This window comes from Acidovorax sp. MR-S7 (assembly GCF_000400995.2).
In the GTDB taxonomy this organism is placed as follows: domain Bacteria; phylum Pseudomonadota; class Gammaproteobacteria; order Burkholderiales; family Burkholderiaceae_C; genus MR-S7.
In genome coordinates this window covers 233,572-260,186 of the sequence record NZ_DF238908.1, presented here as the reverse complement: position 1 = coordinate 260,186, position 26,615 = coordinate 233,572, and the positions used below count along the sequence as shown (strand labels likewise).

Genomic DNA, 26,615 nt, shown 5'->3' with positions numbered 1-26,615 from the left:
AAGGGTGGGCGGCCTCCCAGGGCCTGGTGCGCCCCGCGGGCATGGGGCTGGATCAACGCCACCAGCGTCGACCAAGGCACAACCTGGTTCATCTCTTCAAGGAAGACTTCCTTGCGCGTCTTCTTGGGCAGTGGGTCCAGGCCCAGGGTGTATTGATCCATGGCGCCATTGTCTTGGATGCTTGGCGCTGGGGAGGATCAGGTCGGGAGGTTTTGCAGACCTTCCTTAGAACAAAGGAGATAACCATGATGACCACCGTATCCGCCCCCCGCTTTCAGCACTTCGTTAGGGAACTGACTCAGGTGATCGACACATTCGCTGGTGACGAGGAAGCTGTACTCGCCGCTGGGCGTCCACTCCTGAATGAGCTGGTATCCAACGACGACTGGCTGCCCGCTGAATTCGCTCAGCCCCATCCTCAGTATTACCAGCAATATCTGCTGCACGCCGATCCGCAAGACAGATTCTCCGTGGTCAGCTTTGTCTGGGGCCCGGGTCAGAAGACGCCGGTGCACAACCACACGGTCTGGGCCCTTATCGGCATGATGCGCGGATCGGAGCGAGCCGAAGGTTTCGCCGCGTCGGAGCCTGGCAGGCCGATGCAATTGCTCGGAGCCGAAGTTCTCTCTCCGGGGGATGTCGACATGGTTTCGCCGCGCCTGGGCGACATTCACCGCGTCTCCAATCTCTACGATGACCGCGTGTCGATCAGCATCCACGTGTATGGCGGGAACATCGGCCGGATCTCGCGCCACGTTTTCGACGTGGATACGGGCGAGCGCAAGACGTTCATCTCGGGCTATTCCAACGAGCCGAAGCAGCCCGCCGCTTGACCGGCTTTCATCGACAGGGATCCCATGAAAGTCACCGCCATTGAGACCATCGAGTGCTTGCGAGGACAATCAGTCTTTGGCGCGCGGTTCGAGGGCAGCATTTGTGCCCAATCGGCTCTGCTGTCCTTGCGGTGTCATTTGCGTGCGCGCTTTGATGCTATGTTTGCCAACGGTTCAACGGATGTTCGGTTTCTCACCGTGCATACTCAAATCATCGGCGCACTATGCGCGCAAGGTATGGTACTGTCTCTGGAAGTAGATTAGCGCCGCATTGCTGTAATTCCCGGCACGGACACTCATCACCTCGCCGATGAGAAGTGTGTGAGTGGCGACTTCGAAGGTGGACGCAATACGACAATCGAACGAGACCAATGTGCCGTCTAGGACTGGTGAACCCGTAGTAAGAGTGCGCCAAGCTTGGCGATCGAACCTATCTCGCATGGCAATACCGCCGTAACCGGCAAACATCTCTGACAAATCTTGTTGTTCCCCAGCGAGGCAATTCACGCAAAATACCCCGTTTCGCCGTAGCGGGTCGTTCTGCTCGCTGTTCCGGTTCATGCAGACCAGAAGTGTGGCCGGACTGTCGCTGACACTGCAGACTGCCGAAGCAGTGAAGCCCAGACGACCTGCGGGGCCGTCCGATGTGATGACATGGACCGCAGCACCCAGCCGCGACATGGCATCGCGGAACGACTGCCGATCGATCGGGGTTACCTCGGTTGTGCCCATGGTTCAACCTCTGAACTGCGCCGAGAAGCGTTGGGCGAGTTCGGGACTGGTCATGACCGGAAACATGCGATCCGCACGCGGAAAGCCATTGAACATCACGTCGCCCGCGGCTTCGTTTTCGGCCGCTGTGTCCAGCACAAGCTGAGCCGTTTCGTCGAACGGTTCCAGGAACATGTTGTTAAACGTGTAGGCCACGCCGCCGAAGTTGTCCCACATGTCCTTGTTGACCTGCTCCATCCATGCCTCGTCATAGGCGCGATCACCCCGTGCAAAGATGACGTCGGAGATGAACTTGGCGCTGCGGTTGGTGAAGTTGCCGCCCTGACCGCAGACGGGGTCGAACGTGATGGCCGTGTCGCCGACGGGGATCACGTAGCCGCCCGAGGGAAGCTTGCCGAACGCCTTGCGCACGGTGGGTGTGAACTGGCCGGTCAGCCATGCATGTGGATCCTCATGCACGTACTCCATGTCGTCGGCGATCCATGCCTCCCACGGCGCCGACTCGCGCACGATGTCGCAGGCGATCTTCGTTACCTCTTCGCCGGAGCTGCATTCACGGAAGCGGTCGAATCCCTTGCCCGGGCGCGCCTCGAGCAGCATCGCGAAGGTCGCTCCGGCGGTCTTGTGCTCGTACGGCACCCAGAAGTATTCGCCGGTGTCGCCGTACTGGTTGAACTTGGTCGGCACATAGGGCAACCGGGGCGAGAACCACTCGCTGACGTGTTTTCCGCTCCTGCTGCGCACCACGGACATGGCGCAGTAGCGGGGAGGCGAGGTGAAGACAGCGCGCTCCGGATCCCGGGGGATAGCGTTGGCCAGGCTGGCTTTGCCGGCGGCCAGGCAGGTCAGCTCACTTTTGGCGGCGATCTTGTCCAACCGCTCTGGCGTGACGTTTTCGATCACGAGTCGCCCTCCGATGCTCTCGAAGTCGCTGAGCCAGCGGCTGGTGCGCATGCGCTGGTCGATGGCGGCGCCCTGGCGGCCAAACTCCGTTCGCCCCTTCACGACGGTGTGCTTGCCCCCGACGGTGGGGAGCGTGTCCAGGAGGAACCCCTGGCCACGGAACGATGTGCTGGACCAGTGGTCCATGCCGAGCGCGCGCTCGATGTCAATCACCTCGTCGTAGAGGTAGGCGGAGCCGGTCGGCTTGGATTCTTTCAGCCACTGCTCGGGCGTGCGGTCCGAGTAGAGCGTGACGTCGAAGCCGCCCTTGACAAGGCCGTAGGCCAGGATGCAGCCGGCGGGGCCGGAGCCGATGACAGAGATTTTTCTCATGGTGTGTTCCTCGGAAATGAAAGGGTGAACGAGACGATCAGCGGACGCTTCTGCGTCCTTGATCCAGGAAGACGGTGGCCACGATGACCACACCCAGCAGGACCTGCTGGAGGTATCCGTCGATGCGGGCCAGATTCATGCCGGCGGAGAGCGTGGTGATGATCAAGGCGCCCATGACCGGCGCGGCCACGCTGGCTTGACCGCCGCGCAGGGAGATGCCACCGATCACGGCGGCCGCGATGCTCTCGAGCATCAGGCTGCCCCCGAGGTTGGGTTCACCCGATCCAGTGCGGGCGGTCAGCAGCAGCGCCCCCGCTGCGACCAGCATCGAGCACAGGACATAGGCCCCGGCCAGCAGCGCCCGGCTGTTGTGGCCCGCGACCGCGGCCGCTCGGGGGTTGCTGCCGAGAATGAACAGCGATCGGCCGAAGCGGGTGTGGACGAGCAGGATGTGGCAGAAGGCGAGTACCAGCACCGAGGCGACGACGGGCGCCGGGATGCCCAGGGGTGCGCTTCGATAGAAGATCCCGTTCAGGGTGACCGGAAGGTCGAAGATCTGAAAACCTCCCGACAACGAGGACGACAGCCCGAGACAGATGTTCAGCATCCCGAAGGTGGCGACGAAAGGGTTGACCCGGAGGTAGCTCACCACCACGCCATTCGCGGCACCGATCACGGCACCGATGGCGATGCCGGCCAGGATGCCCATGGCGACCGCTGTGTCGGCGTGGGTGCCACCTTGGGCCAGATGGACCATGACCATGCCGGAGGCCACACTGATGGTCGATACGCTCGTGCCGAGCGAGAGGTCGAACCCTCGCACCAGGATCACGACCATCTGCGCGCAGGCGAAGATCACCAGATAGCTGGCCTGCACCAGCATGTTGCGCAGGTTGCCAACGCTGAGCATCGTCGGCTCGAGCGCGGTGAAGATCAACAGCAGCACCGCAAGAACCACAGGCAGTTTGGCGGCCTGGACCATTTGGTACAGGTGCCGCCGGCCCGCGGTTTGACCGACTGCAGTGAGCTGGGAGGATGTGAGGTTGTTCATTCCTGCGTGCTCCCCTTGCGCAGCGATCCCAACGCCACGAACGCGATCAGCAGAACGCCGAGAACGATCGTCTGGATCTTGCTTTCCATGCGGATGAGGTTCATGCCGTTGGCGATGAGTGTCAGCAGCAGCGAGCTCAGGACGAGCCGTTCCACGCGACCGATTCCTCCGCGCAAGGAGGCGCCGCCCAGCACGGCAGCACCGATGCTCTGCAGCATCAGATCCGAGCCGAGGTTGGCCTGTCCCGAGCCGATGCGCGCCGTAAGCAGCAAGCCAGTGATGCCTGCAAGCAGGGAGCAGACCACGTAGGTGGAGAACAGTCCTGTCTTCACCGACAAGCCGGACTGGCGAGCTGCTTGAACGTTGCCGCCAATCGCGTACAGGTGCCGACCGAGCGCGGTGCGGCGCTGGACCACGACCAGGCCGGCGACGATGACCATCGCGATCACCGTCACAGCAGGCACTCCGATCCAGACCGCCCTGCCGAAGTCCTCCGTGAACGCCGTGGGCATGCCGTAGACGGGCATGCCGTGCGTGATATAGAACGCCGCTCCGGAGGCGATGGAGAGCGTGCCGAGCGTCACCATGAACGGTGGCATGCCCAGAAGCGCGACGCAGGCGCCGTTGACGGCACCGATGGCTGCCGCGCTCAAGAGGGCAACGACACATCCCGCGGCAATGCTGAGCGCAACCTGGTCGGGGTAAGCCTCGAAAAGCCGGGTCATGACAGTCGAGCTGACCACGCTGGCCAGCGCGATGGCGGCCCCCACGGACAGGTCGTATCCGCCGACGATCATCACCATCATCTGCCCGGCGGCAACGATCAGGAGGAAGGACGCGTTGCGCTCGATGTTGAGAATGTTGAGGCGGCTGGCGAAGCGCGGCTCGGTGGCGTACAGAGCCAGCACGAGGACGAGCAACATCAGCACGAGACCGAGTACTTGCCGGTCGATGGGAAGGCGAACGGCCGGGGCGCCTGGCCGATCGAAAGGGGCGGTGATCGAGGTCATGTGAGCAGACCCTCCTGAGCGTGGACTTGGTCCGCAGGAAAGAAGTGGTTGAGAACCCTGGATTCGGTGAGTTCGTCGCCAACGAGGTGGGCGGCCAGTGCGCCCCGATGCACGACGTACGCGCGACGGCACAAATGCAGGATCTCGGGAAGATCGGACGACACCATGAGCACGGCGGCCCCGCCTTCGGCCAGTTCCTTGATGGCGCGATAGATCTCGAGCTTGGCGCCGACATCGATGCCGACGGTCGGTTCATCGAACAGGAAGATGCGGGTTGGGCGCACCAACCCACGGGCGAGCATCACTTTTTGGCGGTTGCCGCCGGACAGGTCGATCACGTCGGTGGCGCCAGTTCTTGCCAGCAGGTTCAACCTGCTCAGAGCCTGGTCGGCGAGACCTTTTTCGGCACGACGGTTAAGAAATGGCCCCCAACCGAACTGCGGCAACCGGGTCGCCGTGATCGTCGCGTTTTCGGTGACGGTCCGCGTCAAGGCAAGCCCTTCGGCAACCCGATCCGCCGGAAAATAGCAGAGGCCTCTGCGCAGCAGCGCTTCTGGCGTGAGCCGTGCGACCCGGCGGCCGTCCACCCACACCTCACCGCTGGTGAGTGGCTCCAGGCCGAACACCGCGCGTGCGAGTTCCGACTTGCCGCCTCCCACCAGGCCGGCAATGCCGACGACTTCGCCCGAGGCCACTTCGATGTTGGCATCGCGCACGGTGCCGTTGGCGGTCGTGATGTTCCAGGCGCGCAGAGCCAGTGCGCCGGGGCAATGCTCGATCTGCGGGTAGAGCACGTCGATGGGCCGACCGACCATGAGCTGGACGAGCGCACCGTCAGTCACTTCGCCTGCGCTCACCGTGTCGATTCGCCGACCGTCGCGCAGAACCGTGATGCGGTCTGCCAAGCGGCGGATCTCCTTCATCCGGTGCGAGACGTAGACAATGCCCACGCCGCGCGCCTTGAGCGTGCCGATGAGGGAGAACAGGACATCCGTCTCCGCCTCGGTCAGCGAAGCGGTGGGCTCATCGAGGATCAGGACTTGCGGGTCGCCCAGCAGTGCCTTGGCGATTTCAACCATCTGCTGCTGGGCACGGGATAGAGAGGCGACGAGAGCCCCGGCGGGGATGGCGAAGCAGAGCTGCGCGAGCAGCGCGCGCGCTTTGTCCTCCATCTCCGACTGGCGCAGCAATCCGCGTCCCTTGATCTCACGCCCGAGAAACAAGTTCTCCGTGACGCTCATCGTTGGAACCAGGCTGAACTCCTGGAACACCGCACTGACGCCACGCGAGCGCGCGACGTGTGGGTTCCAACGGCCACGCTCAAGCGGTTTGCCTTGGTACGCGATCTCGCCGGCGTCGTGCGTCACGGTGCCGACGAGGATGTTGATCAGCGTCGACTTGCCGGCACCGTTCTCGCCGAAGAGAACGTGAACCTCTCCAGCGCGCAGATCGAAGTCGACACCATCAAGCGCCCTCGACCCGAAGTACGACTTCGACACCCCACTGAGCTGAAACAGCGTTGTGGCGGTCGAGGGCGCTCCGAGGCCGCTGCTGGGGGCGTCTACGGCCTCGCGCATGGGGACAGGCTCACGCTTCATGCTCAGTTGACCGAGTAGACCGGGCGCCAGGTGGTCGGAGCGAAGATCAGGCTGAGGTCGAGTGCCTCCAGATTCTTGGAAGTCACGGTGACGGGGATCACCATCGACGACTTCAGTGTGGGCTTCTTCTCCAGTGCTCGGATGGCTTGGTCGACTGCCATGCGGGCTTCAAGTACCGGCCACAACGTCACGAAGCTGTTGACCGTGCCCTTGCGGACGCCGTTGAGCATGGCCTGGTTTTCGTTCTCGGCGATGATCCGCACCTTCTTGCTCAGACCCGCCTCGGCGAGGACACCGATGGCAGCTTCCACGGTGGGTGGGGTACCCCAGATCCAATCGATGTTCGAATATGCCTGCACGGCATCTTCGACGAGACGCTGCTGGATCGCGACACCGGTGTCACCGAACTTCGTGTCGAGCAGCTTGACGTTGGAGCTTGCCAAAGAGTCCTTGAAACCCTTCAGGAAGGCCTCAGCCCAGCCGGAACCCTGCGGGCCGGGGAATGCGACGACATTCGCCGGCTTGCCGGCTTGCGTATCGAGCAGGTGCTTGGCGGCGTAGCCGCCCATGGTGACGTAGTCCACCGACACCTTGGCCTCGATCGGTGCGTTGGGAACCGGGTTGACGACGGCGACCTGCACGATTCCCTTCTGCGCCCCCTCCTTGAGCTTGCCGATCATGCCGGCCTCGGATATGGCACCGACGATGATGGCGTCGGCTTTGGCAGCCACGCAGTCGTCGTACTGCGACAGTTGTTTCGGAAGGCTGTCGTAGCCCCCGGCCTGCAGCAGCGTCATCCGAACGCCTTGGCGCTTGGCTTCTTCAACGATGCCGTAGGCGACGGCAACCCAGAGGCTGTCCTTCATGTGCGGGAACAGCACGCACAGGTTCCAAGGCTTCGATGCCTTGTCAAGAGGCGTGTAGTCGACGACCACGTCCTTGCCGGACGACTGGTCGATGACCTTAACGGGTCCCCACTTCTGCTGCGCTTGCGCGGCCGCGCTGCCCATGGCGAGCGTGAGGGAGATGATGCCGAGTCGAATGGAGAGCTTCATGGTGGTACCTCTTGAGATTGAAGAAGGGAGGGCTGCGAGAAAACGGATGTCAGGAGCGGCGCTGCAGGCTCAACCACTCCGCGTAGCTGCGGATGCCGTCTTCGAGCGAGATCTGCGGCTGGTAGTCCAGATCGCGTTCTGCGGCCTGCGTGGCGAACTGGTGCTGCAGGTCATCTACCGGATCAGGGCCGGCCTGCAGGGCGATGTCTGCCCGAGGCAGCACCTGCTTGACGATGCGGGCGACTTCACCGAGGGTGGTGCATCGGCCGCCGGTGATGTTGTAGGTGCGTCGCGTGGGCCGTTCTGCGTCCATGGCGAGCACCAGTGCGCGCGCAGCGTCGTCGACATGCACGTAGTGGCGGTTGAAGTTCTCACCGAAAGCCACCCTGGAAGGTTCTCCGACCAGCGCGTCCTGGATCAGTCCTCGAATGAAGCAGTCGGTCGTCCGGCGCGGGCCATAGACCCAGCAGATGCGCAGGCTGACGCCGTCAAGGCCGAACTGGTCCGCGTAGGCGGTTACCAGGTATTCGCTTGCGGCCTTGCTTGCGCCATACAGGCTTGTGGGACGCAGGAGGGTGTCCTCCGGGACGATACCGGCTGGCGTGGTGCCGTAGGCGCTGGTAGAGGAGCAGTAGACAAAGCGACGCGCTCCGAGCACGCGAGCCAGCTCGAGCATGTTCGCAGTGCCGAGCACGTTGACCTGCACCATGGAATGCGGATGGTCGCGGGCCACCATCGGGCCGGAGTGCGCGCCGCAGTGGATGACGCCGTCGATACCGGTGCCGGCGAGCTGGTAAAGGCGGTGCACGTCGCCCAGGTCGCAGGCCTGCACTTGGACGTCCCCGGGTATCCGGGTAGCGACCCGATCCAGGGCAACGACGTCATCGCCGCGCTCTGCGAGCCGTCGGGCCACGGCAGCGCCCAGAAGGCCTGCAGCACCTGTCACGACAATCTTCTGTTGCTTCATGTCAGGCCGCCTCCGCAAGGTGGCGCATAGGCCGCAAGGAAGGCCTGCCGCAGCGAAGGAACCGACCTCGCCCCTTCGGTGCGGTGAATGCCTTGCCGTCCCATACCACCTCGCCACGCGAAAGCGTCATGCCGGGCCACGCCTTGAGCTTCATGCCTTCGTAGGGGGTGTAGTCCACCGCGTGGTGCAGCATCGCGTTGGACAACGTGAGCTCTCGCTCGTCCCAGATCACCAGGTCCGCGTCCGCGCCGATGGAGATGCTTCCCTTCTTGGGATGCAGGCCATAGGCCTTCGCGGGGCCGGTCGCGGTCAGCTCGACGAACTTCTCGAGGCTGATGCGCCCGCCGAGTACGCCCTCGGAATAGAGCAGGGGCATCCGCGTCTCTATGCCAGGGATGCCATTGGGGATGTGCCTGAAGGCGACCTGCTCGCCCTCGGGGTGCTTGCCCTCCATGCCGTCGTAGCGGAACGGCGCGTGGTCCGACGAGAAGACGTTGAACAGGCCGTCGTTGAGTCCGTTCCAGATGACTTCCTGGTTGGCCTTGTCGCGCGGCGGAGGGCTGCAAACGCACTTGGCACCCTCGTAGCATTCGTCCATTCCGAGGCTCTCGGCTGTGAGGAACAGGTATTGCGGGCAGGTCTCCGCGTAGATGGACAGGCCTTGCCCGCGCGCCCAGCGGATCTGCTCGACGGCCTCGCGACCCGAGACGTGGACGATCAGGATCGGGACGTCGACCAGCTCGGCCAAGGCGATGGCACGGTGGGTGGCTTCTCGCTCGACCAGCATGGGGCGCGCATGGGCGTGATAGCGCGGCGCGGTGCGTCCACGTGCCTCCAATCGCCTCGTGAGCCATTCGATGCAGTCCGAGTTCTCCGCGTGCAACATCGTCATCGCGCCATGGCGCCGCGAGATGTCCAGCACGTCCAGGATCTGCCCGTCGTCGAGTTTCTGGTCCTCGTAGGTCATGTAGACCTTGAAGGACGTATAGCCCTCGCGGATCAGCGCCGGAAGCTCCGTTTCCAGAACTGCTTCGGTGGGGTCGTTGACGATCAGGTGGAAGGCGTAGTCGACATAGGCTTGGCCTTCCGAGCGGGCGTGGTAGTCCTGGACGGCCGCGCGCAGACCGGATCCCCGTTGCTGGGCCGCGAAGGGCATGACCGTCGTGGTTCCGCCGCACGCCGCGGAACGGGTGCCCGTTTCGAAGTTGTCGGCCATCTGGACGGGTGGCGCCATCGGCTGGTCCAGGTGGCAGTGGGCGTCAACGCCACCGGGTGTGACGACGCGGCCGGCCACGTCGATCTCGCGATGTCCGGGCGGGAGCGCGAGCCCAATGCTGGCGATGCGACCGTCCCGGATGCCGATGTCGGCTTCGAACACGTCGCTGGCGGTGGCCACCCGGCAGTGGCGCAGGATGAGGTCGAACGCGGCAGTCACGACTTTGCACCAACTCGACGCGACGCTGTGTCAGAACGGTGCGTCATTGATTTCAAAACTACTTTCAACATCATTGATTCGTGCATGGCAACAAAATGAATTGATTTTGTATAAACCTATGCAAACTTGATGCCAAGCCGTGCGTTCTCTGTCGTCGCATCCCAACTGGCCGAAGACCTGCGCGGTTCGATCACGAAACCAACACCTCTCCCCGGATGAACGGTAAGTTGCTAGACTTTTGACAATCCTTGAATGAATTGTTGGCATCGGAGTGGAAACCGATGCTGTAAAGGCACCATGTCGGCTTCTTCCACTGCAATCCCGGCGTCGCGACGAGAGCGCGATAGCAACGACGAGATCTATGAGCGGATCTACATCGCTATCCAGGAGCACCGGCTTCTGCCAGGTACCAAGCTTCCTGAAGAGCGCCTGGCAGAGCTGTTCAAAGTCAGTCGGCCTCGCATCCGCGAGGTGCTCACGCGCTTCGCCTACGAACAGATCGTCGAACTCATCCCGAACAAGGGGGCCTTTGTTGCCAAGCCGACCATCGAGCAGGCGCGGGAGATCTTCGAAGCCCGCCGCGTGATCGAGCCAGCGATCATGAGACGCTTGGTTCAGCGCGCCACGCCGGATGCGGTCGACACCTTGCTAACGCACGTGGAGCAGGAAATGGACGCGCGCGCGCGCGGCGACAAGCGGGCTGTGATCCGCCTCTCCGGTGAGTTTCACAATGTCTGCGCGGATCTCGCTGGCAACACGACTCTTGCGCGCACCCAGCGCGAACTGTCGACACTGACGTGTCTGATCATCCTGGTCTACGACGCGCCGCCTGCGGAGAGTTGCAGGGCAGACGAGCATTCGATGATCGTGGAGGCCGTCAAGGCGGGGGACGCTGAGCGGGCCGCGCAGTTGATGCTGTCCCATCTCGACCACATCGAGAAAAGCATCAACCTAGAGGACGAGCCCGAAGAAGTAGATCTGAAGGAGATCTTCGGTTGAGCTGAGCGCGACCCGACGGTAGATTCGCAGCTTTGCTGCTGACCTTGGCCGAACCGCAGCGATTAGTAGTCGTGCTGCAAGACACCTTTCGGGCGGACCGAGGTTTCCAGCGACGCACAATCGACGTTTCTGGCGACTTTCCGAACTTGGTCTCGCCGGATTCTGACGCGCTGGTTGCCAGAACGGGCAGAGGCCAGTCAGCAGGGAAGTGCAAGCTCAGCCGCGCGCCTCCTCGGCCACGAGCCAGTCGCGGAAGGCCACGAGCCTCGGCAGGTGCGCGCACTCCTCGCGGTACACGATGTAGTAGGCCAGAGCCGACCTGAACTCGATGGCGGGGAAGAGCCGGACGAGCCGGCCCGCGGCCACGTCGTCGCGGGCCATGACGCTGCGGGCCAGAGCCACGCCCTGGCCATCGATGGCGGCCTGCAGCACCGCTGCCGAGTTGTTGATCCGCAGGCCCCTGCGGGTCCCTGCACCTGCCACGCCGGCCTTCTCGAACCACGCGTCCCAGGACGCGAATCCTTGGCTGCTGTCCACCGACAGGTCATGGATCAGTGTCTGGCTGACCAGTTCGGCCGGGCGGCGCAGCCGCCTGCGCCGCAGCAGGTCCGCAGAGCACACCGGATAGATCTCCTCCTGCATGAACTGCAGCGCGACCAAGCCCGGCCAGCGGCCCGCGCCATAGCGCACGCCCACGTCGATCCCCTGTGCGGCGAAATCGAGCAGCTTGAGGGTGGTGTCCAGCCGCACGTCCGTGTCGGGCCACGCCGCTTGGAAGCGGTCGATGCGCGGCAGCAGCCACTTGGCGGCGAAGGCCGGGCTGACGGTCACGGTCAGTACGCCGCCATGCGATGCCTCCTTCAGCCGTTCGAGGCCCAGGCTCAAGCGCTCCAGGCCCGTGCGGATGTCCGGCAGCGCCCGCTGCGCGGCCTCGGTCGGCACGAGCCGCGCGTGACCCGCGCCGCCGCGAACGAACACGGGCGCACCCAGCCACGTCTCGAGGCTTCGCACCAATTGACCCACCGCCGCAGGCGTCACGTTGAGTTCGGCAGCCGCGGCGGAGAAGCCCTGCTGCCTGGCAGCTGCCTCGAAGGCGCGCAGCGCATTCAGGTGGGTGGGAGACTTCATAGAAAGATTTTATTTCTCATGTCGACAGAATAACTGCGTTGCGTTTCCGAAACGCGGTCAAGAAAATCGTGAATTTCTAGGAAAGAAAAGGTTTTATATGCCTGCGGTACGCCTCCGGGCGGATTACGCCCGTTGCGAGATCGTCCTGCCGGACCGGCACGAGTGGGTCGCTTCACCGCAGCGCGGCGTCGAGCGTGTGATGCTGGACCGGGAGGGCGCGGAGACAGGGCGGGCCACCAGCATCGTGCGCTATGCGCCGGGGTCGCACTTCCCGGCCCATCGGCACCCGCGCGGGGAAGAGATCCTCGTGCTCCAGGGCACCTTCTCCGAAGGCGAGCAACATTTCCCGGCCGGCTGGTACCTGCGCAACCCGCCCGGCTCCCTGCACCAGCCTTCCAGCGCCGAAGGCACGACCCTGCTGGTCAAGCTGGGGCAGATGCGGTCCGAGGACCGGTCCCGCATCCGCATTGACACAAGCGACCCGTCGCGCTGGGTGCGCCTAGGCGGCCGAGACGTGTGCCCCTTGCATGCTGACGCCGCCGAAGATGTCGTGCTGCTGCGCCTTGAAGCGAATACGTCGACCGCGATGGGCCATGCGGGCGGCGCCGAGGTGTTCGTGGTCTGCGGCGGGCTGGTCGCCGGCGCCCGGGCGTTCCTCCGCGGCACCTGGCTGCGGCTGCCGCCCGGTGCCGAGATAGCGGTGACGGCAGGAGGCGACGGCGCTTCGCTCTATCTCAAGACCGGCCACCTCGCGCACCTGGTCGCGCGCAGCTGAGGCCATGCGGACCGTCCGTGTCGTGATCGTCGGCGCCGGCCTGAGCGGCCTATATGCCGCCCACCTGCTCAAGCGCGCGGGGATCGAGGACTTCGCACTCCTGGAAGCGCGCGCGGCCCCGGGAGGACGGATCCGCTCCGAGGACGGCTTCGATCTGGGGGCGACCTGGTTCTGGCCCGCGCTGCAGGGCGAACTCGACGGGCTGGTGCGGCAGCTGGGCCTGGCTCGGCTCGCGCAGCACGAAGCCGGCGACATGCTGCTGCAACATGAAGCCGCCGCGCGGCCGATGCGGACCCCTGGCTACCGCTCTTCGCCGGCTGCTGTGCGCCTCGCCGGGGGAATGGGGACGCTGATCGATGCCCTGCACGGCGTGCTCGACCGCTCGCGCATCGTTACCGGCCAGCGTGTCCGACGGCTCCGCTGCGATGAACAGGCGGTCGAGCTGGAAGCCGAGGACGGCCAGGGCCGGATCGCCACCTGGCGCGCCGGGAGGGTGCTGCTCGCGGTCCCGCCGCGCCTGGCCGCGGCCACGATCGACTTCGCGCCCGCATTGCCGGAGACGTGGCCGCGCAGGTGGAAGGCGACGGCGACCTGGATGGCGCCGCATGCCAAATACGTCGCTGCCTATGAGGCGCCGTTCTGGCGGGAGCAGGGGCTGTCCGGAGAGGCCCGCAGCGCCTGCGGGCCCCTCGCGGAGATCCACGACGCGTCGGTTGCCGACGGTCGGGCCGCCTTGTTCGGGTTCTTCGCCTGGCCCGCAGGGGTGCGCCGCGGCTTGTCCGATGACGTCCTGAAGTCCCATTGCCGCGCGCAGCTCGCGCGGCTGTTCGGCCCTCGGGCGGCGCATCCGACGCTGGAACTCGTCAAGGACTGGGCGGCCGATCCATGCACGGCGACGGCGGCCGACCGGGGCGGCTTCGGCCAGCACGCCGCGGCACCGCCTGCTGCCGCAGCGCAGGGCGTGTGGCAGGGCCGGCTGATCGGCATCGCGAGCGAGTGGTCGCCGAGCTTTTCGGGCTATCTTGCCGGTGCCGTCGAAGCCGCGGGCCGGGGCGTGCATGCGGTGACAGACCTTATGGAGACCAGCAGATGAAGAAGACCTACCGAGCCATGCAGGTCGCGGCGCCGGGCCAGCTCGAACTCGTGGAACGCTGCACGCCCGTGCCCGGTGCCGGCGAAGTGCTGATCGAGGTCGAGGCCTGCGGCATCTGCGGCGCCGATACGAACGACATCGCCAACGCGGACCCTGCGCTGCAGCCGCCCCGCGTTCCCGGCCACGAAGTCGTGGGCCGCATCGCCGCCATCGGCCCAGGCGTGCCGGTATTGTGGGCGCTGGGCCGGCGCGTGGGCGTGGGCCGCCTGGGCGGCCACTGCAACGAATGCGCCCCATGCCGGCAGGGCCGCTTCCAGCTCTGCCTGAACCAGCCGGTGGTTGGAGCCACCCGCGATGGCGGCTATGCCGAGATGATGCTGGCCCACAGCACGGCGCTGGTGTCGATCCCGGATGAACTGAGCTCGGAAGAGGCCGCGCCGATCCTGTGCGCCGGCGTCGCCACGTTCAACGCGCTGAGGAAGTGCGGCGCGCAGGCCGGCGACACGGTGGCCGTGCTGGGCATCGGAGGCCTGGGGCACATGGCGGTGCAGTACGCGCGGCGCATGGGCTTCAGGGTGGTGGCCATCGGACGCGGCGGCGACATCGCCGCGGACGCCCTGGCGCTGGGCGCGCACGTCTACATCGACAACCGCGAGGAAGACGCCGCCGCCCGGCTCAAGGCCCTGGGCGGGGCACAGGCCATCGTGACCATGATCGACCATGCCGACACCGTGTCCGCGCTGCTGGCCGGGCTGGCGCCCGAGGGGCGGCTAGTGGTGCTCAACCCGGGCAGGAGCCCGCTGCAGGTCCCCGCGGGCCTGCTGGTCGGCGGGCAGCGCAGCATCCTCGGATCGATCACCGGCACGCCTTGGGACAACGAGAAGGCGCTGGACTTCAGCGTGCTGGTGGACGTGCGGCCCCAGATCGAGGTGATGCCGCTGGAGCAGGCGAACGAGGCCCTTCGGAAGCTGAAGGCGGGCGACGCCAAGTACCGCATAGTGCTCACGATGGGAGACCCGTCCTGAACAGGAGATCGCCCCTACCAGAGCATCCAGACCACCACGAGAAGAATGACACACGACAACAGTCCTGCTCAAGCCGGCGGTTCCCCCGCCGTGCTGCCTGAAGAAGTCCAGACCGGCAACATCTGGCGGCTGTCCATCGCCCAAGCGCTGGCGGGCGCGAACTCGGTGGTGGTCTACGCCACGGGCGCCATTGTCGGCGACATGCTGGCCCCGGCACCGATGCTGGCCACGTTGCCCATCTCCATCTTCGTCGTGGGCATGGCGGCGTGCATCCTGCCCGTGGGTGTCGTCGCCCGGCGCCATGGGCGGCGTGCCGCCTTCCTGGCCGGCACCGGGGCCGGCGTGCTGGCCGGGCTGCTGGCCACGCTCGCGGTCGTCGTGGGCTCGTTCTGGCTGTTCTGCCTGGCGACCTTCTTCGGCGGAAGCTACGCCGCCGTAGTGCTGTCCTTCCGCTTCGCGGCCGCCGACGGCGTGGCGTCCGAGCGGCGGCCGCGGGCGCTATCGCTCGTCATGGCCGGCGGCGTGGCCGCCGGGGTGGTGGGGCCGCAGCTGGTGACGTGGACGATGGACCTGTGGCCGCCGCACATGTTCGCCGCCACCTTCCTGGTGCAGGCCGCGGTGGCCGTGGCGTCGGCGCTCATCCTGCTGGGCGTGCGCCTGCCGATGCCGAGCGCGCAGGAGCTGGCCGGCGGGCGCCCGCTGGGCGAGATCGCGCGCCAGCCGCGCTTCGTGGCCGCTGCCGTCTCCGGTGCCGTGTCCTACATGCTCATGAATTTCCTGATGACGGCCGCGCCGCTGGCGATGCACATCTGCGGACATTCGCAGGCCTCGGCCAACCTGGGCCTGCAATGGCACGTCATCGCCATGTACGGACCCAGCTTCTTCACCGGCAGCCTGATCGCGCGCTTCGGTGCCGGGCGCGTGGCGACGGCGGGCCTGGCCTTGACGGGGCTGTCGGCCGCCGTTGGGCTCGGGGGCATCGACGTGGCCCACTTCTGGGCCACGCTGGTGCTGCTGGGGCTGGGCTGGAACTTCGGCTTCCTCGGTGCGTCAGCGCTGGTGCTGGAGTGCCACCGGCCTGAGGAGAAGACGCGCGTCCAGTCGCTCAACGACTTCATCGTGTTCGGCCTGATGGCGATCGGCTCTTTCTCGTCCGGCGGCCTGCTGTCCGCCTATGGCTGGAACACCGTGCTGTCGGTGTCCTTCGTGCCGCTGGCGCTGGCCGTCGCAGCGCTCGCGGCAGCGATGAAAAGGAGTGCCGCGAACGCTATACGGCAAGACACGCGCCCGTAGCGGGAAGTTTGCCGGCCCGGCGCAACTGTGCGCGGGAACCGTCACGCCGCCACTGACCCTGCCTTGATTTCACGTAAAGCAGGAAGTTGATAACTTCAGAGGTCGACCTCATGGTTTGAAACGCACAAGCTGCCACGGCAAGCGACGTACTCATGGCCGACCTGGGAATCCAAGGCGGCAGAATCGTGGCCATCGCCGAAAGCCTGGGCCCCGGAGCGTCCGAAATCGACGCGGCGTGGCGCATCGTGACGCCAGGCGGCGTGAACGGTCACTGCAGCGCTGCACAGCTAACGCCATTCGATGACTCCAATGGCGGCGTCACCGCCGTCATCGATCAGGGCTTCGATGCGCTGCATGTCGGGGGTCACTCCACTTGGCTGGGCGGCCGCCCTCTTGTGCCCACAATTAACTGCGTGCGTACATAGGCTGTCAGCTCACAGCCTGTGGCTCAACCACGGGCTTCACTGACCGCCTATCGCTTCCCGACGTGCTCGCTCACGCGACCTCCAGACTGCCGGCCGGTATGGAAGATGGACGGCAAGAAAGCGCTTGCCATCGGAGCGAAATAAGCTCCGACTCTGTGGGCGGCCGTTTGGGGTTTGTGGTCAGCGCGATCGTCGCGACGATGCAAGCGCTTCGACAAACGCCCGCGCACAGGCCGGCAGTGCGTCAACATCGCGGTAAATTACATGTCTCTCACGCAATGTCCACGCGTCCGCGAGCACCACCGTCTTGAGCCGCATCCCGCCCTTTATGTAGCGCTGTGCGCAGCTTTCAGGTAGCACGCCTACACCAATACCCGACTCGATCATTCCGCACATCGTCTCATAACTATTCATTAGAACACGCATCGTAAGCCTATGATTGAGCGCGGCGGCTTGGGAAACGATGTACTCTTGAAGCGTGCTGTCCCTGAAGCCCACGTGTGGCAGCTCCAAGGTCTCTCCAAATTCTGCTGTCCGGCGGGACGCCATGGCGTGACTAGTTGGAACTACAAGCACCAGCCGATCACTGTCGTAACAGCGGTTTTGCAGGTAGCCCGGATTGAACGGCTTCGGTACAGATAGGACGCCGATGTCAGCGTTGCTCTCGGCAACGCTCTTGATGACTTCGCTAGTGTTACGTTCTTGAATATCGACGGTTACGCCGGGACGTTCTTGCAGATACTTTGCAAGTACGCTGGGAAGCGATTCGGTGATTGGCGTGGTGTTTGCGAAGATCCTGAAATGACCGAAGTCGTCGCCCGACAATGATCCGAAATCGTCGCGCACATGCTCAAGCTGCCGAAGGATGCTGCGGGCATGTCGCAAAAACAGTTCCCCAGCATGTGTAAGCGTCAAACCCCGGCTGCTTCGATAGAAGAGCTTTGCGTTGAGCTGCTCCTCAAGGGTTTTCAGTCTCCCGCTGGCTGCAGCAGGCGAGAGCGCCGCAGCGCTGGCGCCTCGTGTCAAGTTCCCGCACTCAACCAAGTGCAGGAAAAGCCGTAGATCTGCGAAGTCAAAGTGCACGGCCAAATGTTAGCTCAGGCCGCAAATTCCCCGCAGCGTTTGCGAAGCCCGTCATTCGGCGCGTGCCGACGAGGAGTTCCAGGAGATCATGGCTTCCTCGAAACTGACAAGTCGAGACATCTGCGCCAGAGGCTGGCGGGAGCCATTGAACACAGGTGCGGAGCCAGGGACTGGCTTGCCCTGCCATGTCGCGAACGTTTGTCGGGAAGTCAGATGCGGATCGTTGGATGCTTCTTCGAGTGACAGCACGGGCGACACGCAGGCATCACTTCCTGCGAAGTGGGCAGCCCATTCATCGCGCGTACGTGTTGCGAAGGTGTCGGCGAATTGATGGCGAATTTCTGGCCAGTTGTCGGGATCAGCCCGGTCAGGCAGCACATCGCCAAGCTGAAGTCGCTCGACCAACTCCGCGTAAAACTGCGGCTCCAGTGCGCCCACAGCGACAAATCGAGAGTCGGCTGTTCGATATGTGTCGTACCAAGGCACCCCGCCGTCCAAAGCGTTGCTGCAACGGCGATCCTTCCATTGACCCATCTGATGTCGGCTGTAGATCATTGCCATAAGCGCCGCGGCACCGTCCACCATGGCTGCATCGACCACTTGCCCTTTGCCTGTCTGACGGGCGTGCCATAGCGCCGAGAGCACGCCAATGATGAGAAATGCTCCGCCGCCACCGAAGTCGCCGATGAGATTGAGCGGAGGAATCGGGCGCTCCTGCGTCCCAATGGAGTGAAGGGCGCCTGTCAAGGCAATGTAGTTGATATCGTGGCCGGCTTGCAAAGCCATAGGGCCGTTTTGGCCCCAGCCCGTCATGCGACCGTAGATCAGCCGCGGATTTCGAGCAAGCGCTACCTCGGGCCCCAACCCGAGGCGCTCCATGACGCCCGGACGGAGACCCTCCATCAATACGTCGGCACGCTCTATGAGAGCAAGCGCAGCCTCGCGCCCAGCATCCGATTTCAGATCCAGCTGGACTTGCGTGCGCCCCCGCTTGACTGCCCCGAGGGTATCGCGCGCGTTCTCACTACCGGGTCGCTCGATGCAGATGATCTCCGCACCAAGGTCGGCCAAAATCATCCCGCTCCAGGGCACGGGACCAATGGCGGCGAACTCCAGAATACGCAGGCCCGACAGCACTCCGCTCATGGCTGTGCTCCCTGAGGGTCGCAGGACACGATACCCTGCTTCTCGAGGGCGGCGATTTCCTCCGCGGTAAGGTTGACCAGCGACTGCAGTACTTCTTTTGTGTCCTGACCCAGGCGGTGGCCGGACCAGCGGATGCGCCCGGGGGTCGCCGATAGTTTGGGCACCACACCAGCCAGCGTGACTTGGCCCAGATCATCATCCGGTGTGGCCACCAGCATCTCGCGTGCCTTGAAGTGCGGGTCATCGAAGATGTCTGCCACTGTGTAGATGTTGGTTGCCGGAACGTCCGCAGCCTCCAGCTTTTCCTTGAGCGTCTGCATGTCGTACCTACTCGTCCACTCGCCAATGAGCGCTTCGAGTTCGGCCTCGTTCCTGTTCCGTCCAGCCTGTTGTGCGAACCGCGAGTCCGTTCCGAGTTCTGGCTGATCCATTGCCTCAGCCAGTCGGCGGAAGACTGCATCCGCCAGGGCTGCGATGTGAATATGTGACCCGTCTTTCGTCGGAAACAGCGTGTTTGGTGCGCTATGCGGAAGGCGCGGTCCGGCTCGCATTCCGACGACGCCCGTCTTCTCAAAGGCAGGCACGTGTGCTTCCATGAAGCTGAAAGCCGATTCGATGAGGCTGACGTCGACGGATTGCCCCTGCCCGGTACGCTCACGGTGCAGCAGGGACATCGTGGTTCCCAGGGCCGCGTACAAGCCGGTGATGTAGTCCGTCAATGGCATCGCGACGCGTGATGGAGGACGGTCAGGATCCCCGATCAACTGACGTAGACCGCTCATCGCTTCACCGATCACACCATAGCCTGGCCGCGCACTATAGGGGCCAGTTTGTCCATAACCGCTGACTCGGGTGAGAATTAGTCCAGGTTTCAACGCAGCCAGCGCATCGAAATCGAGGCCCCATTTTTCAAGGGTGCCTGGCCGAAAATTTTCAACCACTACATCAAAGCTGGGAATCATCCGGCGCAGAAGATCACGGCCCGCTTCTGTGCGCAGGTTGATGGAAATGATCTTTTTGTTGCGGCAGATGGTCGCTGCATAGAGCGACTTTCCGTCAACGGTCTGTCCTAGGCCGCGAATGGTGTCGCCTTCCTGAGCTTCGACCTTGATGACTTCGGCACCGAAGTCAGCAAGCAGGCGACAACAGAATGGTCCCGAGGCGGTTGATCCGAGTTCAAGGACACGATAGCCAGCAAGGGGGCCGCTCGCGTCGGCATATTCAGGGTGTCTCGTCGTTTTCATAAGCGTAGTGAGTGTGCAGTTTGAACAATTCTGAGGCTGCCTGGGACTAAGCGGAAGTTGATTCTGCAGAACGCGTCGTTCGCCTCGCCCGAACGCGTGACGCCTGTTCGGGCTATCCGAACGTTTGTTTCGAGAAAAACAAATTCCATTGCAGTAAGTGCATTCCTACACTTGCTTCGCATCACTGACTTGGAGACAACGATCTATGTTCACACTCAGCCCGGACCAGGTGGAGCTTCAGCTGAAAGCGCGTGAGCTCGCGCAGACCTATTTCGCACCGCGCGCTGCCGAGATCGATCAGACCGAGGAATATCCTTGGGACAATGTGGCTCGGCTGCGCGACTCGGGTCTCATGACGATGACTCTGCCGAAGGATATGGGCGGGATGGGTCTATCGTACTTTGATGCGGTACTGGTCATCGAGGAAGTGGCCAAGGCGTGCGCCGCCATGGGGCGTATCACGGTTGACAGCACCATGGGGGCCATCGGAGCCATCCGTAAGTACGGCACCAAGGAACAGTTCGGCCTGGCTGCGGAACTCCTTCGCTCCGGCGACAAGCCGGCGATTTGTATCACGGAGCCCGATACTGGCAGTGCGGCAACTTCAATGCTGACGCGGGCTGACCGTCAAGGCGACCACTATCGAATCAACGGTGAGAAGTATTGGATCACTGGGGGTGGCGTTTCGAAGATGTACTTGGTCTTCGCTCGCGTCTTTGATGATGGGGTGGAGCAGGGCATCGGTGGATTCCTTGTGGTGAAAGATGGCAAAGAGCCGGAGGGGTTCACGGTAGGGAAGCGCATCTATGCGATGGGCGTTCGCGGCATTCCCGAGACCCATTTGGAGTTCTGCGATCTGATGGTGCACAAGTCCATGCTGCTCATGCCGCCAGAGGGCTTGAAGCGCGGGTTCGCATCGCTGATGACTGCTTACAACGCGCAACGCGTTGGTGCGGGCACCGTGGCCCTCGGGATCGCCCAAGGCGCATTCGAGGAAGCTATCGCAAGGGTGAAGGCGCGTGAGCAGTTCGGCCGCCCGTTGGCAGAATTTCAGGGGCTTCAATGGATGCTCGCGGATATGTCGGTCCAGGTCGAGGCTGCCCGCATGCTGCTCTACCGGGCTGCACTCAGCGGTGACGAGTTCCCTGACATGGACAAGGCCGCCCAGGCCAAGATCTTCACCGCGGAAATGGCCTTCAAGGTAACGAGCGATGCGCTGCAGATGTTCGGCTCGTCGGGTTATGGACGTGATCTGCCCATGGAGCGTCATGTGCGCGATGCACGGATGTTCACGATCGCTGGTGGCACCGCTCAGATCCTGCGCACTCAGGTAGCTAGCTCCCTGCTGGGAATGAAGCTCCCTCAGACCCGCACAGGCTACGCAGAGGCTGCTGCCAAAGCGCGAGCCTGATCGCGCGACGCCGACGCGAGCCTGTTCCGCTTCGGGGTCTTTCACCAATAGCTCTATCTACTCGCTGGTTCCGCTTGAGCGTGCCAGCTTGGATGGCGCCGCCCATTGATTGTCTGTCCGTTGCGGCGGGAGAAAGGGAACTCGTGAAGATCAATCGCATTGAGGTGCTCGAAGCTGAACTCTCGGGCCGCGACGGGATCGCCTCTTGGCACCATGTATTCGCGAGAGTACACACGGATGAGGGATTGACCGGACTTGGTGAAGTCGGCATGGCGTATGGCACCGGAGCTCAGGCAGCAGGTCCGATGGTGCTGGCGCTTGGACAGCGGTTCGTTCTTGGCCAGGATCCATTTTCCACCGAGACGATTTGGGAGCGCATGCTGCGCAAGTCCTTCTGGGCAGAGGGCGGAGGCCCAGTGGTCTTCGGCGCGATGAGCGCCCTTGATGCGGCGCTCTGGGATATCAAGGGGAAAGCGCTAGGAGAGCCTGTTCATCGTCTGTTAGGCGCGGATACGCCGCAGCCATTGCGCTGCTACGCCAGTCAGCTGCAGTTCGACTGGAATATCGAGAGCGTTGTCAACCTCACCGATCCCGCCCGTTATCGGGATGCAGCAATACAAGCGCGCGAACAGGGCTACGACTGTGTCAAGGTCGATCCGCTCATGATCGCTTCCGACGGAAGTCGAGCCGCGAAGTTGCGCGGCATCCTGTCGCCCGAGCAGCGTCGTTTAGTCCGATCCCGAATGGAGGCCATCCGGGAAGGCATTGGCATGGACGCCGACATCATTCTCGAGCTGCACTCGTTCACCTCCACTGCCGGCGCGCTGCAGACAGCCGAGCTGGTGAAGGATCTCGGCATCCTCTTCATGGAAGAGCCGACTCACTACAACGGTCCTCGCGCTCACAACCGCGCAGCGCGCAGGTCGCCTGTGCCGATCGCCGCAGGCGAGCGCCTGTATACACGTTGGGGCTTCTTGCCATACCTGGAAGCAGAGTCGATGGACATGATTCAGCCCGACGTCGGGCTTGTGGGGGGCATCAGCGAAGCGGTAAAGATCGCACATCTCGCGCACACGTTCGATGTCGGCGTGCAGGCCCACATCTGCGGCTCTCCGCTGGCCACTGCGATCGCACTTCAATTCGAGGCTGCGATTCCCAACTTCGAGATCCATGAGCACCACACGTACGCGCTGAAGTCGTGCAATCGGGACCTTTTTGAAGAAGATTTGCAGCCGAAAAGCGGTCGATTCGAGATCCCCACCCGTCCTGGCTTCGGGATGACCCTTGCGCCCGATGCGGAGGCCAAGATGGTCAAAACCGAAGTCTCTTCGATGGGCTAGCTAGCTGCGACGTTCGAGTCCCAGAAATACGTCATTTTGGTTAACTCAAAAAGGAGACAGTATGAAAAGTAAATTCTTCGGAATCGGTTTCGCGCTGCTGACAGGCTCGGCTTTGGCTGCTCCCACGGCTCCTACGCAACCCGTGACGGCGATCGTTGGCTACGCCCCGGGCGGAGCCGCAGACATCGTGATGCGGCAGCTCGCAGCCATCATGCAGCCCAAGTTTCCGGCCGGGCTGATCGTGTCCAATAAGCCCGGCGCCGGCGGTAGCACAGCTGTTGCAGGTCTGGTGCAGGCCAAGCCTGACGGATTGCAGTTCGCCTTCGTACCGAACTCGAACGTGTCCCTGTCTCCGCAACTGGTTCACTTGCCCTACAAAAATCCAGACGACTTGGAGCACGTGCTGGATGTCGTGAGCTTCTCCCCAATTCTCGTTGTTTCCAGCTCCTCAAAGTACAAATCAGTCTCGGACCTCGTCGCAGATGCGAAGAAGCCCGACGGGAATGTCAGCGTGGGCTTTCCGGGGGTGACCACTCTCAGCCATTTCAGCGTGGTGTCACTTGCACGTGCGTCGGGCGCCAATCTGATCGAGGTTCCGTTCGCTGGTTGGGGGCAGGGCGGCCCACAGCTCATGGGCGGTCAGATTTCCGCCGCGGTTGCTCAGCCGTCTGAGGCTGTGCCCCAGATTCAAGCCGGGACGTTGCGAGCTCTAGGCTCATTCAGCGAGCAGCGACAAAGCGGCTTGCCAAACATACCTACGCTCAAGGAGCAGGGATATCCCGTGTCATTCGTCGCCCGCTACCTGGTGGTGACGACCAAAGGCGCTCCTAAAGACTCAGTCAAATACATGCATGACGCGGTCAAGGAGGCAATGGACACCAAACAGTTCAAGGACTTCGTGAAAGAACGCGGCATGGAGCTTACCTACCGTGATGGGGAGGCGTCAAAGCAGGCCTCCTGGAACGATTACCGCAACTTCGCAGACCTGCTCAAGCAGATTGGCCCGATCAAGTGACGCGACCTTGGCTGGCTGCACGTCAATCCTGACTCAAGCAGCAGAAAATAATCGACATGGCGTACCGCTGACTGCGCAGGCGCCACATTCTTCGATAGACGGGGATTACATGAAAGTTGCGGCAATAGAGACAATAACGTGTGACGCAGGTTGGAGAAATTACTTCTTCCTCAAGCTTACAACTGACAAAGGTGTCATCGGATGGAGCGAGTACGACGAGGCATTTGGCTCGCCAGGTGTCGGCACGATCATCAACCAGATCGGGCAGCGTCTGCTTGGCAAGGACGTCAGCGCGCATGAGCGATTTTTTCAAGAAGCAGGGTGCCTGACGCGTCCGGCGCCTGGAAGCGTGATCGCCCAAGCGATTGGCGCCATCGAGAATGCCTTGCTGGATGCGAAGGCCAAGCATCTGCGTGTGCCTTGTTACGAGCTTCTTGGCGGCAAAGTGCGTGACAAGATCCCTGTCTACTGGTCTCATTGCGCCACGTGGCGCATCAATCACCCGGCCTTCTACCAGCCTGCGGTGACCGACTTGCAAGGCGTCGAGCGCGCCGCGGCCGAGGTGCGCGAACGTGGGTTCAGCGCACTCAAGAGCAACCTCTTCATCTTTGACCAAGGGGATGCCCACGCTTACCGGCCGGGCTTCGGAACGCCGTTCGCGCCAGAGCTCAACGTTGACCGCAAGCTGATTCGAAATCTGCAGAGGCAGCTGGAAGCACTGCGAAGCGGTGCCGGCCCTGACGTTGATATCTTGGTCGATTTCAACTTCAACGCGAAGCCCGAAGGCATGTTGAAGCTGCTGCGGGCGATTGAGGATTTCGACTTGTTCTGGGTGGAGACGGATAGCTTCAATGCAAGGGCCCTCGCCGATGTGAGATCGCACAGCCGCCATCCGATCGCCTCGTGTGAAACGTTGATCGGAATACGCGGATTCCTGCCTTTCCTGGAGGCGCGTGCTGTTGATGTAGCGATCATCGACACGGTATGGAATGGAGTTTGGCAGTCGATGAAAATCGCTGCTGCCTGCGAGGCCTATGACGTGAACATAGCCCCGCACAACTTCTACGGCGATCTGTGCACGATGATGAATGCCCACTTCGCCGCCGCTGTCCCGAACTTGCGGATCATGGAAACCGACATTGATCGGCTGGCCTTCGAGGGTGATTTGTTCACTCATCAGCCCGAGTACCGTGACGGGCATCTGATCGTTCCGGACCGTCCTGGCTGGGGCACCGAGCCCATCGAGGACGCACTTCGTGCACGTCCGCCCAAGAGTACTGGAGTCCCTCTCCAATACAACACGCGTGCGGGCTAGCCGGCCTCGGCTCGAACCCGCTCATCTTCACTATGTAGTAAGGAAGTACGATGCTCAATAATTGGGTCGATATGTTGAAGAACGTGCGGGGCGCTGCCGGCGCTCTTGCGAAAGCCAATCCGAAGCTGATGACTGGCTTTCAGGGGCTGAATGCTGCGCAGAATGGCGCTGGCGCGCTTGATGCGAAGACGAGGGAGTTGATTGCGCTTGCTGTCGCAGTGACAACGCGATGTGACGGCTGCATTGCCTCTCACGCAAGTGCAGCGCGTGCGGCGGGCGCTACAGAGGCTGAACTCAGCGATGCGCTGGGGACGGCCATCGCGCTGAACGCGGGGGCTGCGTACGTCTATTCCGTGCGCGCCATGGAAGCCTTCGGCCAGTTCGAGTCGAAGTAGTGCGTCAACGCGGCCGGGAGTAATACATGAAAATTCTGATCCCTGAGTACATCGATCCCCGGTCGCTTCAGCGCCTACGCGCAGAACACGAGGTAGTGTTCGACAGCACTTTGTGGGAGCGGCGAGCAGATCTCGTGAGCTCGGCACGCGACGCCCATGCCATCATTGTCCGCGCCCGCACGCAGGTGAAAGGCGAGCTTCTGGACGCCATGGAGTATTGCCGGGCTGTTGGCCGTCTTGGAGTCGGCCTGGACAATATTGACGTGCAGACATGCCAAGCCCGCGGAATCGAGATCATTCCGGCAATTGGCGGCAATGCCCGCTCAGTTGCCGAGTATGTCGTGACGTGTGCCCTTATGTTGCTACGGTATTCCCATTACAGTGTAGGCGGCGCGCTTGCGGACGGAAACTGGATTCGGCCCGCAATTCCGGAAGGTCGCGAAGTCGCAGGTCGCACCATCGGCTTGGTTGGATTCGGCTCCATCGGTCAGCTCACAGGGCGCCTGGCCAGTCGCTTGGATATGCGGGTGGTGGCCCATGATCCGTCGCTCCGGGAGCTGCCAGCGAACGATTTTGAATGTCAGTTACTGCCGCTTGACGATTTGCTTGCCTCAAGTGACATCGTTAGTCTGCACCTTCCCTTGACGCCCGCCACCCGAGGTCTCATCGATGCAAGTCGGCTCGCTCTGATGCAACCCGATGCAGTACTTGTGAACGCGGCGCGGGGCGGCATTGTCGATGAGAAAGCATTGGCCGATGCGCTGGCCCAGCGCCGTCTTCGCGCGGCTGCGCTTGATGTGTTCGACGAGGAGCCTTTGCCGGGTGGTACGGCGTTGTCCGGGACTCCCAACCTGCTTCTGACGCCTCACATAGCGGGTGTCACTGCAGACTCCGAGTCGCGCGTCGGCGAACTCGTTTCCGATCGCATTCTTGCCCTGCTCAAGTCAATCGCATAAGTCGAGTATGGAGCGG

General features: G+C 63.0%; 26 protein-coding genes and 1 pseudogene. 14 read left to right on the top strand and 13 right to left on the bottom strand.

Going from position 1 to position 26,615, the window contains the following annotated elements:
- A pseudogene (locus AVS7_RS24295) lies at positions 1–161 on the bottom strand (IS5/IS1182 family transposase); the annotation flags it as partial.
- Between the two features lie 84 nt (positions 162–245).
- Here AVS7_RS24295 and AVS7_RS07160 point away from each other — a divergent pair.
- Positions 246–833, top strand: coding sequence for a hypothetical protein (locus AVS7_RS07160; protein WP_020227752.1), 588 nt, complete (start codon positions 246–248; stop codon positions 831–833).
- A 24-nt stretch (positions 834–857) separates the two neighbouring features.
- The gene (locus AVS7_RS25085; RefSeq protein WP_024001092.1) at positions 858–1,097 is read left to right on the top strand and encodes a hypothetical protein; all 240 of its coding nucleotides are present in this window, start codon (positions 858–860) and stop codon (positions 1,095–1,097) included.
- Here the strand turns inward: AVS7_RS25085 and AVS7_RS23530 are convergent.
- From AVS7_RS23530 to hydA, 8 genes are read right to left on the bottom strand one after another with little or no spacing between them, the layout of a single operon-like run.
- Positions 1,056–1,514 carry a flavin reductase gene (locus AVS7_RS23530; RefSeq protein WP_234449981.1) on the bottom strand — a complete coding sequence of 153 codons (459 nt, stop codon included), beginning with the start codon at positions 1,512–1,514 and terminating at the stop codon, positions 1,056–1,058. The two genes, AVS7_RS25085 and AVS7_RS23530, sit on opposite strands and share 42 nt — an antisense overlap.
- A 54-nt stretch (positions 1,515–1,568) precedes the next feature.
- Positions 1,569–2,840 carry a styrene monooxygenase/indole monooxygenase family protein gene (locus AVS7_RS07155; RefSeq protein ID WP_020227751.1) on the bottom strand — a complete coding sequence of 424 codons (1,272 nt, stop codon included), beginning with the start codon at positions 2,838–2,840 and terminating at the stop codon, positions 1,569–1,571.
- Between the two features lie 37 nt (positions 2,841–2,877).
- A complete protein-coding gene (locus tag AVS7_RS07150; protein WP_024001090.1) occupies positions 2,878–3,891 on the bottom strand; it encodes an ABC transporter permease in 1,014 nt (337 codons plus the stop codon).
- Positions 3,888–4,901: an ABC transporter permease gene (locus AVS7_RS07145; protein ID WP_020227749.1), complete on the bottom strand. Its 1,014-nt coding sequence runs from the start codon at positions 4,899–4,901 to the stop codon at positions 3,888–3,890. Before AVS7_RS07145 ends, AVS7_RS07150 begins: the two co-directional genes overlap by 4 nt.
- The gene (locus AVS7_RS07140) at positions 4,898–6,478 is read right to left on the bottom strand and encodes a sugar ABC transporter ATP-binding protein (protein ID WP_020227748.1); all 1,581 of its coding nucleotides are present in this window, start codon (positions 6,476–6,478) and stop codon (positions 4,898–4,900) included. The genes AVS7_RS07145 and AVS7_RS07140 overlap by 4 nt, the downstream gene beginning before the upstream one ends.
- Before the next feature lie 23 nt (positions 6,479–6,501).
- Positions 6,502–7,554 (bottom strand): TMAO reductase system periplasmic protein TorT, encoded by a 1,053-nt coding sequence (gene torT / locus AVS7_RS07135; RefSeq protein ID WP_020227747.1) that lies wholly within the window; start codon positions 7,552–7,554, stop codon positions 6,502–6,504.
- Between the two features lie 49 nt (positions 7,555–7,603).
- Positions 7,604–8,521, bottom strand: coding sequence for an NAD(P)-dependent oxidoreductase (locus tag AVS7_RS07130; protein ID WP_034690186.1), 918 nt, complete (start codon positions 8,519–8,521; stop codon positions 7,604–7,606).
- Between the two features lies 1 nt (position 8,522).
- Positions 8,523–9,956, bottom strand: coding sequence for a dihydropyrimidinase (gene hydA, locus AVS7_RS07125; RefSeq protein ID WP_020227745.1), 1,434 nt, complete (start codon positions 9,954–9,956; stop codon positions 8,523–8,525).
- A gap of 297 nt (positions 9,957–10,253) precedes the next feature.
- On the opposite strand from hydA, the gene AVS7_RS07120 reads away from it, so the two are divergent.
- Positions 10,254–10,955 (top strand): GntR family transcriptional regulator, encoded by a 702-nt coding sequence (locus AVS7_RS07120; RefSeq protein WP_020227744.1) that lies wholly within the window; start codon positions 10,254–10,256, stop codon positions 10,953–10,955.
- A 216-nt stretch (positions 10,956–11,171) separates the two neighbouring features.
- On the opposite strand, the gene gcvA is transcribed toward AVS7_RS07120, so the two are convergent.
- On the bottom strand, positions 11,172–12,083 hold the full coding sequence (gene gcvA / locus AVS7_RS07115; RefSeq protein WP_020227743.1) for a transcriptional regulator GcvA: 912 nt from the start codon (positions 12,081–12,083) through the stop codon (positions 11,172–11,174).
- A gap of 97 nt (positions 12,084–12,180) precedes the next feature.
- Between gcvA and AVS7_RS07110 the strand changes: the two genes are divergently transcribed.
- From AVS7_RS07110 to AVS7_RS24290, 5 genes are all read left to right on the top strand, one after another.
- A complete protein-coding gene (locus AVS7_RS07110; RefSeq protein ID WP_020227742.1) occupies positions 12,181–12,858 on the top strand; it encodes a cupin domain-containing protein in 678 nt (225 codons plus the stop codon).
- A gap of 4 nt (positions 12,859–12,862) precedes the next feature.
- Entirely contained in the window at positions 12,863–13,951 is a 1,089-nt protein-coding gene (locus AVS7_RS07105) for an FAD-dependent oxidoreductase (RefSeq protein ID WP_024001085.1), read from the top strand.
- Positions 13,948–14,976 (top strand): alcohol dehydrogenase, encoded by a 1,029-nt coding sequence (locus AVS7_RS07100; RefSeq protein WP_020227740.1) that lies wholly within the window; start codon positions 13,948–13,950, stop codon positions 14,974–14,976. Before AVS7_RS07105 ends, AVS7_RS07100 begins: the two co-directional genes overlap by 4 nt.
- Positions 14,977–15,021: 45 nt before the next feature.
- Positions 15,022–16,269, top strand: a complete 1,248-nt coding sequence (locus tag AVS7_RS07095) for an MFS transporter (RefSeq protein ID WP_024001084.1) — start codon at positions 15,022–15,024, stop codon at positions 16,267–16,269.
- Positions 16,270–16,421: 152 nt separating this feature from the next.
- Positions 16,422–16,694, top strand: a complete 273-nt coding sequence (locus AVS7_RS24290) for an adenine deaminase (protein ID WP_024001083.1) — start codon at positions 16,422–16,424, stop codon at positions 16,692–16,694.
- Positions 16,695–16,874: 180 nt separating this feature from the next.
- Here the strand turns inward: AVS7_RS24290 and AVS7_RS23525 are convergent, their stop codons facing one another.
- From AVS7_RS23525 to AVS7_RS07085, 3 genes are read right to left on the bottom strand one after another with little or no spacing between them, the layout of a single operon-like run.
- Positions 16,875–17,777, bottom strand: coding sequence for a LysR substrate-binding domain-containing protein (locus AVS7_RS23525; protein ID WP_082176408.1), 903 nt, complete (start codon positions 17,775–17,777; stop codon positions 16,875–16,877).
- A gap of 51 nt (positions 17,778–17,828) precedes the next feature.
- Entirely contained in the window at positions 17,829–18,923 is a 1,095-nt protein-coding gene (locus AVS7_RS07090) for a CaiB/BaiF CoA-transferase family protein (protein WP_024001079.1), read from the bottom strand.
- Positions 18,920–20,167: a CaiB/BaiF CoA-transferase family protein gene (locus AVS7_RS07085; protein WP_024001078.1), complete on the bottom strand. Its 1,248-nt coding sequence runs from the start codon at positions 20,165–20,167 to the stop codon at positions 18,920–18,922. The genes AVS7_RS07090 and AVS7_RS07085 overlap by 4 nt, the downstream gene beginning before the upstream one ends.
- A 205-nt stretch (positions 20,168–20,372) precedes the next feature.
- Between AVS7_RS07085 and acdA the strand changes: the two genes are divergently transcribed.
- The 6 genes from acdA (at position 20,373) to AVS7_RS07055 (ending at position 26,599) form a co-directional block, all read left to right on the top strand.
- A complete protein-coding gene (gene acdA / locus AVS7_RS07080) occupies positions 20,373–21,578 on the top strand; it encodes a 3-sulfinopropanoyl-CoA desulfinase (RefSeq protein WP_020227736.1) in 1,206 nt (401 codons plus the stop codon).
- Positions 21,579–21,721: 143 nt separating this feature from the next.
- Entirely contained in the window at positions 21,722–22,918 is a 1,197-nt protein-coding gene (locus AVS7_RS07075; protein ID WP_034690222.1) for a mandelate racemase/muconate lactonizing enzyme family protein, read from the top strand.
- Positions 22,919–22,979: 61 nt separating this feature from the next.
- On the top strand, positions 22,980–23,933 hold the full coding sequence (locus AVS7_RS07070) for a tripartite tricarboxylate transporter substrate binding protein (RefSeq protein WP_020227734.1): 954 nt from the start codon (positions 22,980–22,982) through the stop codon (positions 23,931–23,933).
- A gap of 109 nt (positions 23,934–24,042) precedes the next feature.
- Positions 24,043–25,248: a mandelate racemase/muconate lactonizing enzyme family protein gene (locus AVS7_RS07065; protein ID WP_024001076.1), complete on the top strand. Its 1,206-nt coding sequence runs from the start codon at positions 24,043–24,045 to the stop codon at positions 25,246–25,248.
- 50 nt (positions 25,249–25,298) lie between these two features.
- The gene (locus tag AVS7_RS07060; RefSeq protein ID WP_020227732.1) at positions 25,299–25,643 is read left to right on the top strand and encodes a carboxymuconolactone decarboxylase family protein; all 345 of its coding nucleotides are present in this window, start codon (positions 25,299–25,301) and stop codon (positions 25,641–25,643) included.
- Between the two features lie 26 nt (positions 25,644–25,669).
- Positions 25,670–26,599: a hydroxyacid dehydrogenase gene (locus AVS7_RS07055; protein WP_020227731.1), complete on the top strand. Its 930-nt coding sequence runs from the start codon at positions 25,670–25,672 to the stop codon at positions 26,597–26,599.
- The last annotated feature ends 16 nt before the right edge of the window (positions 26,600–26,615 follow it).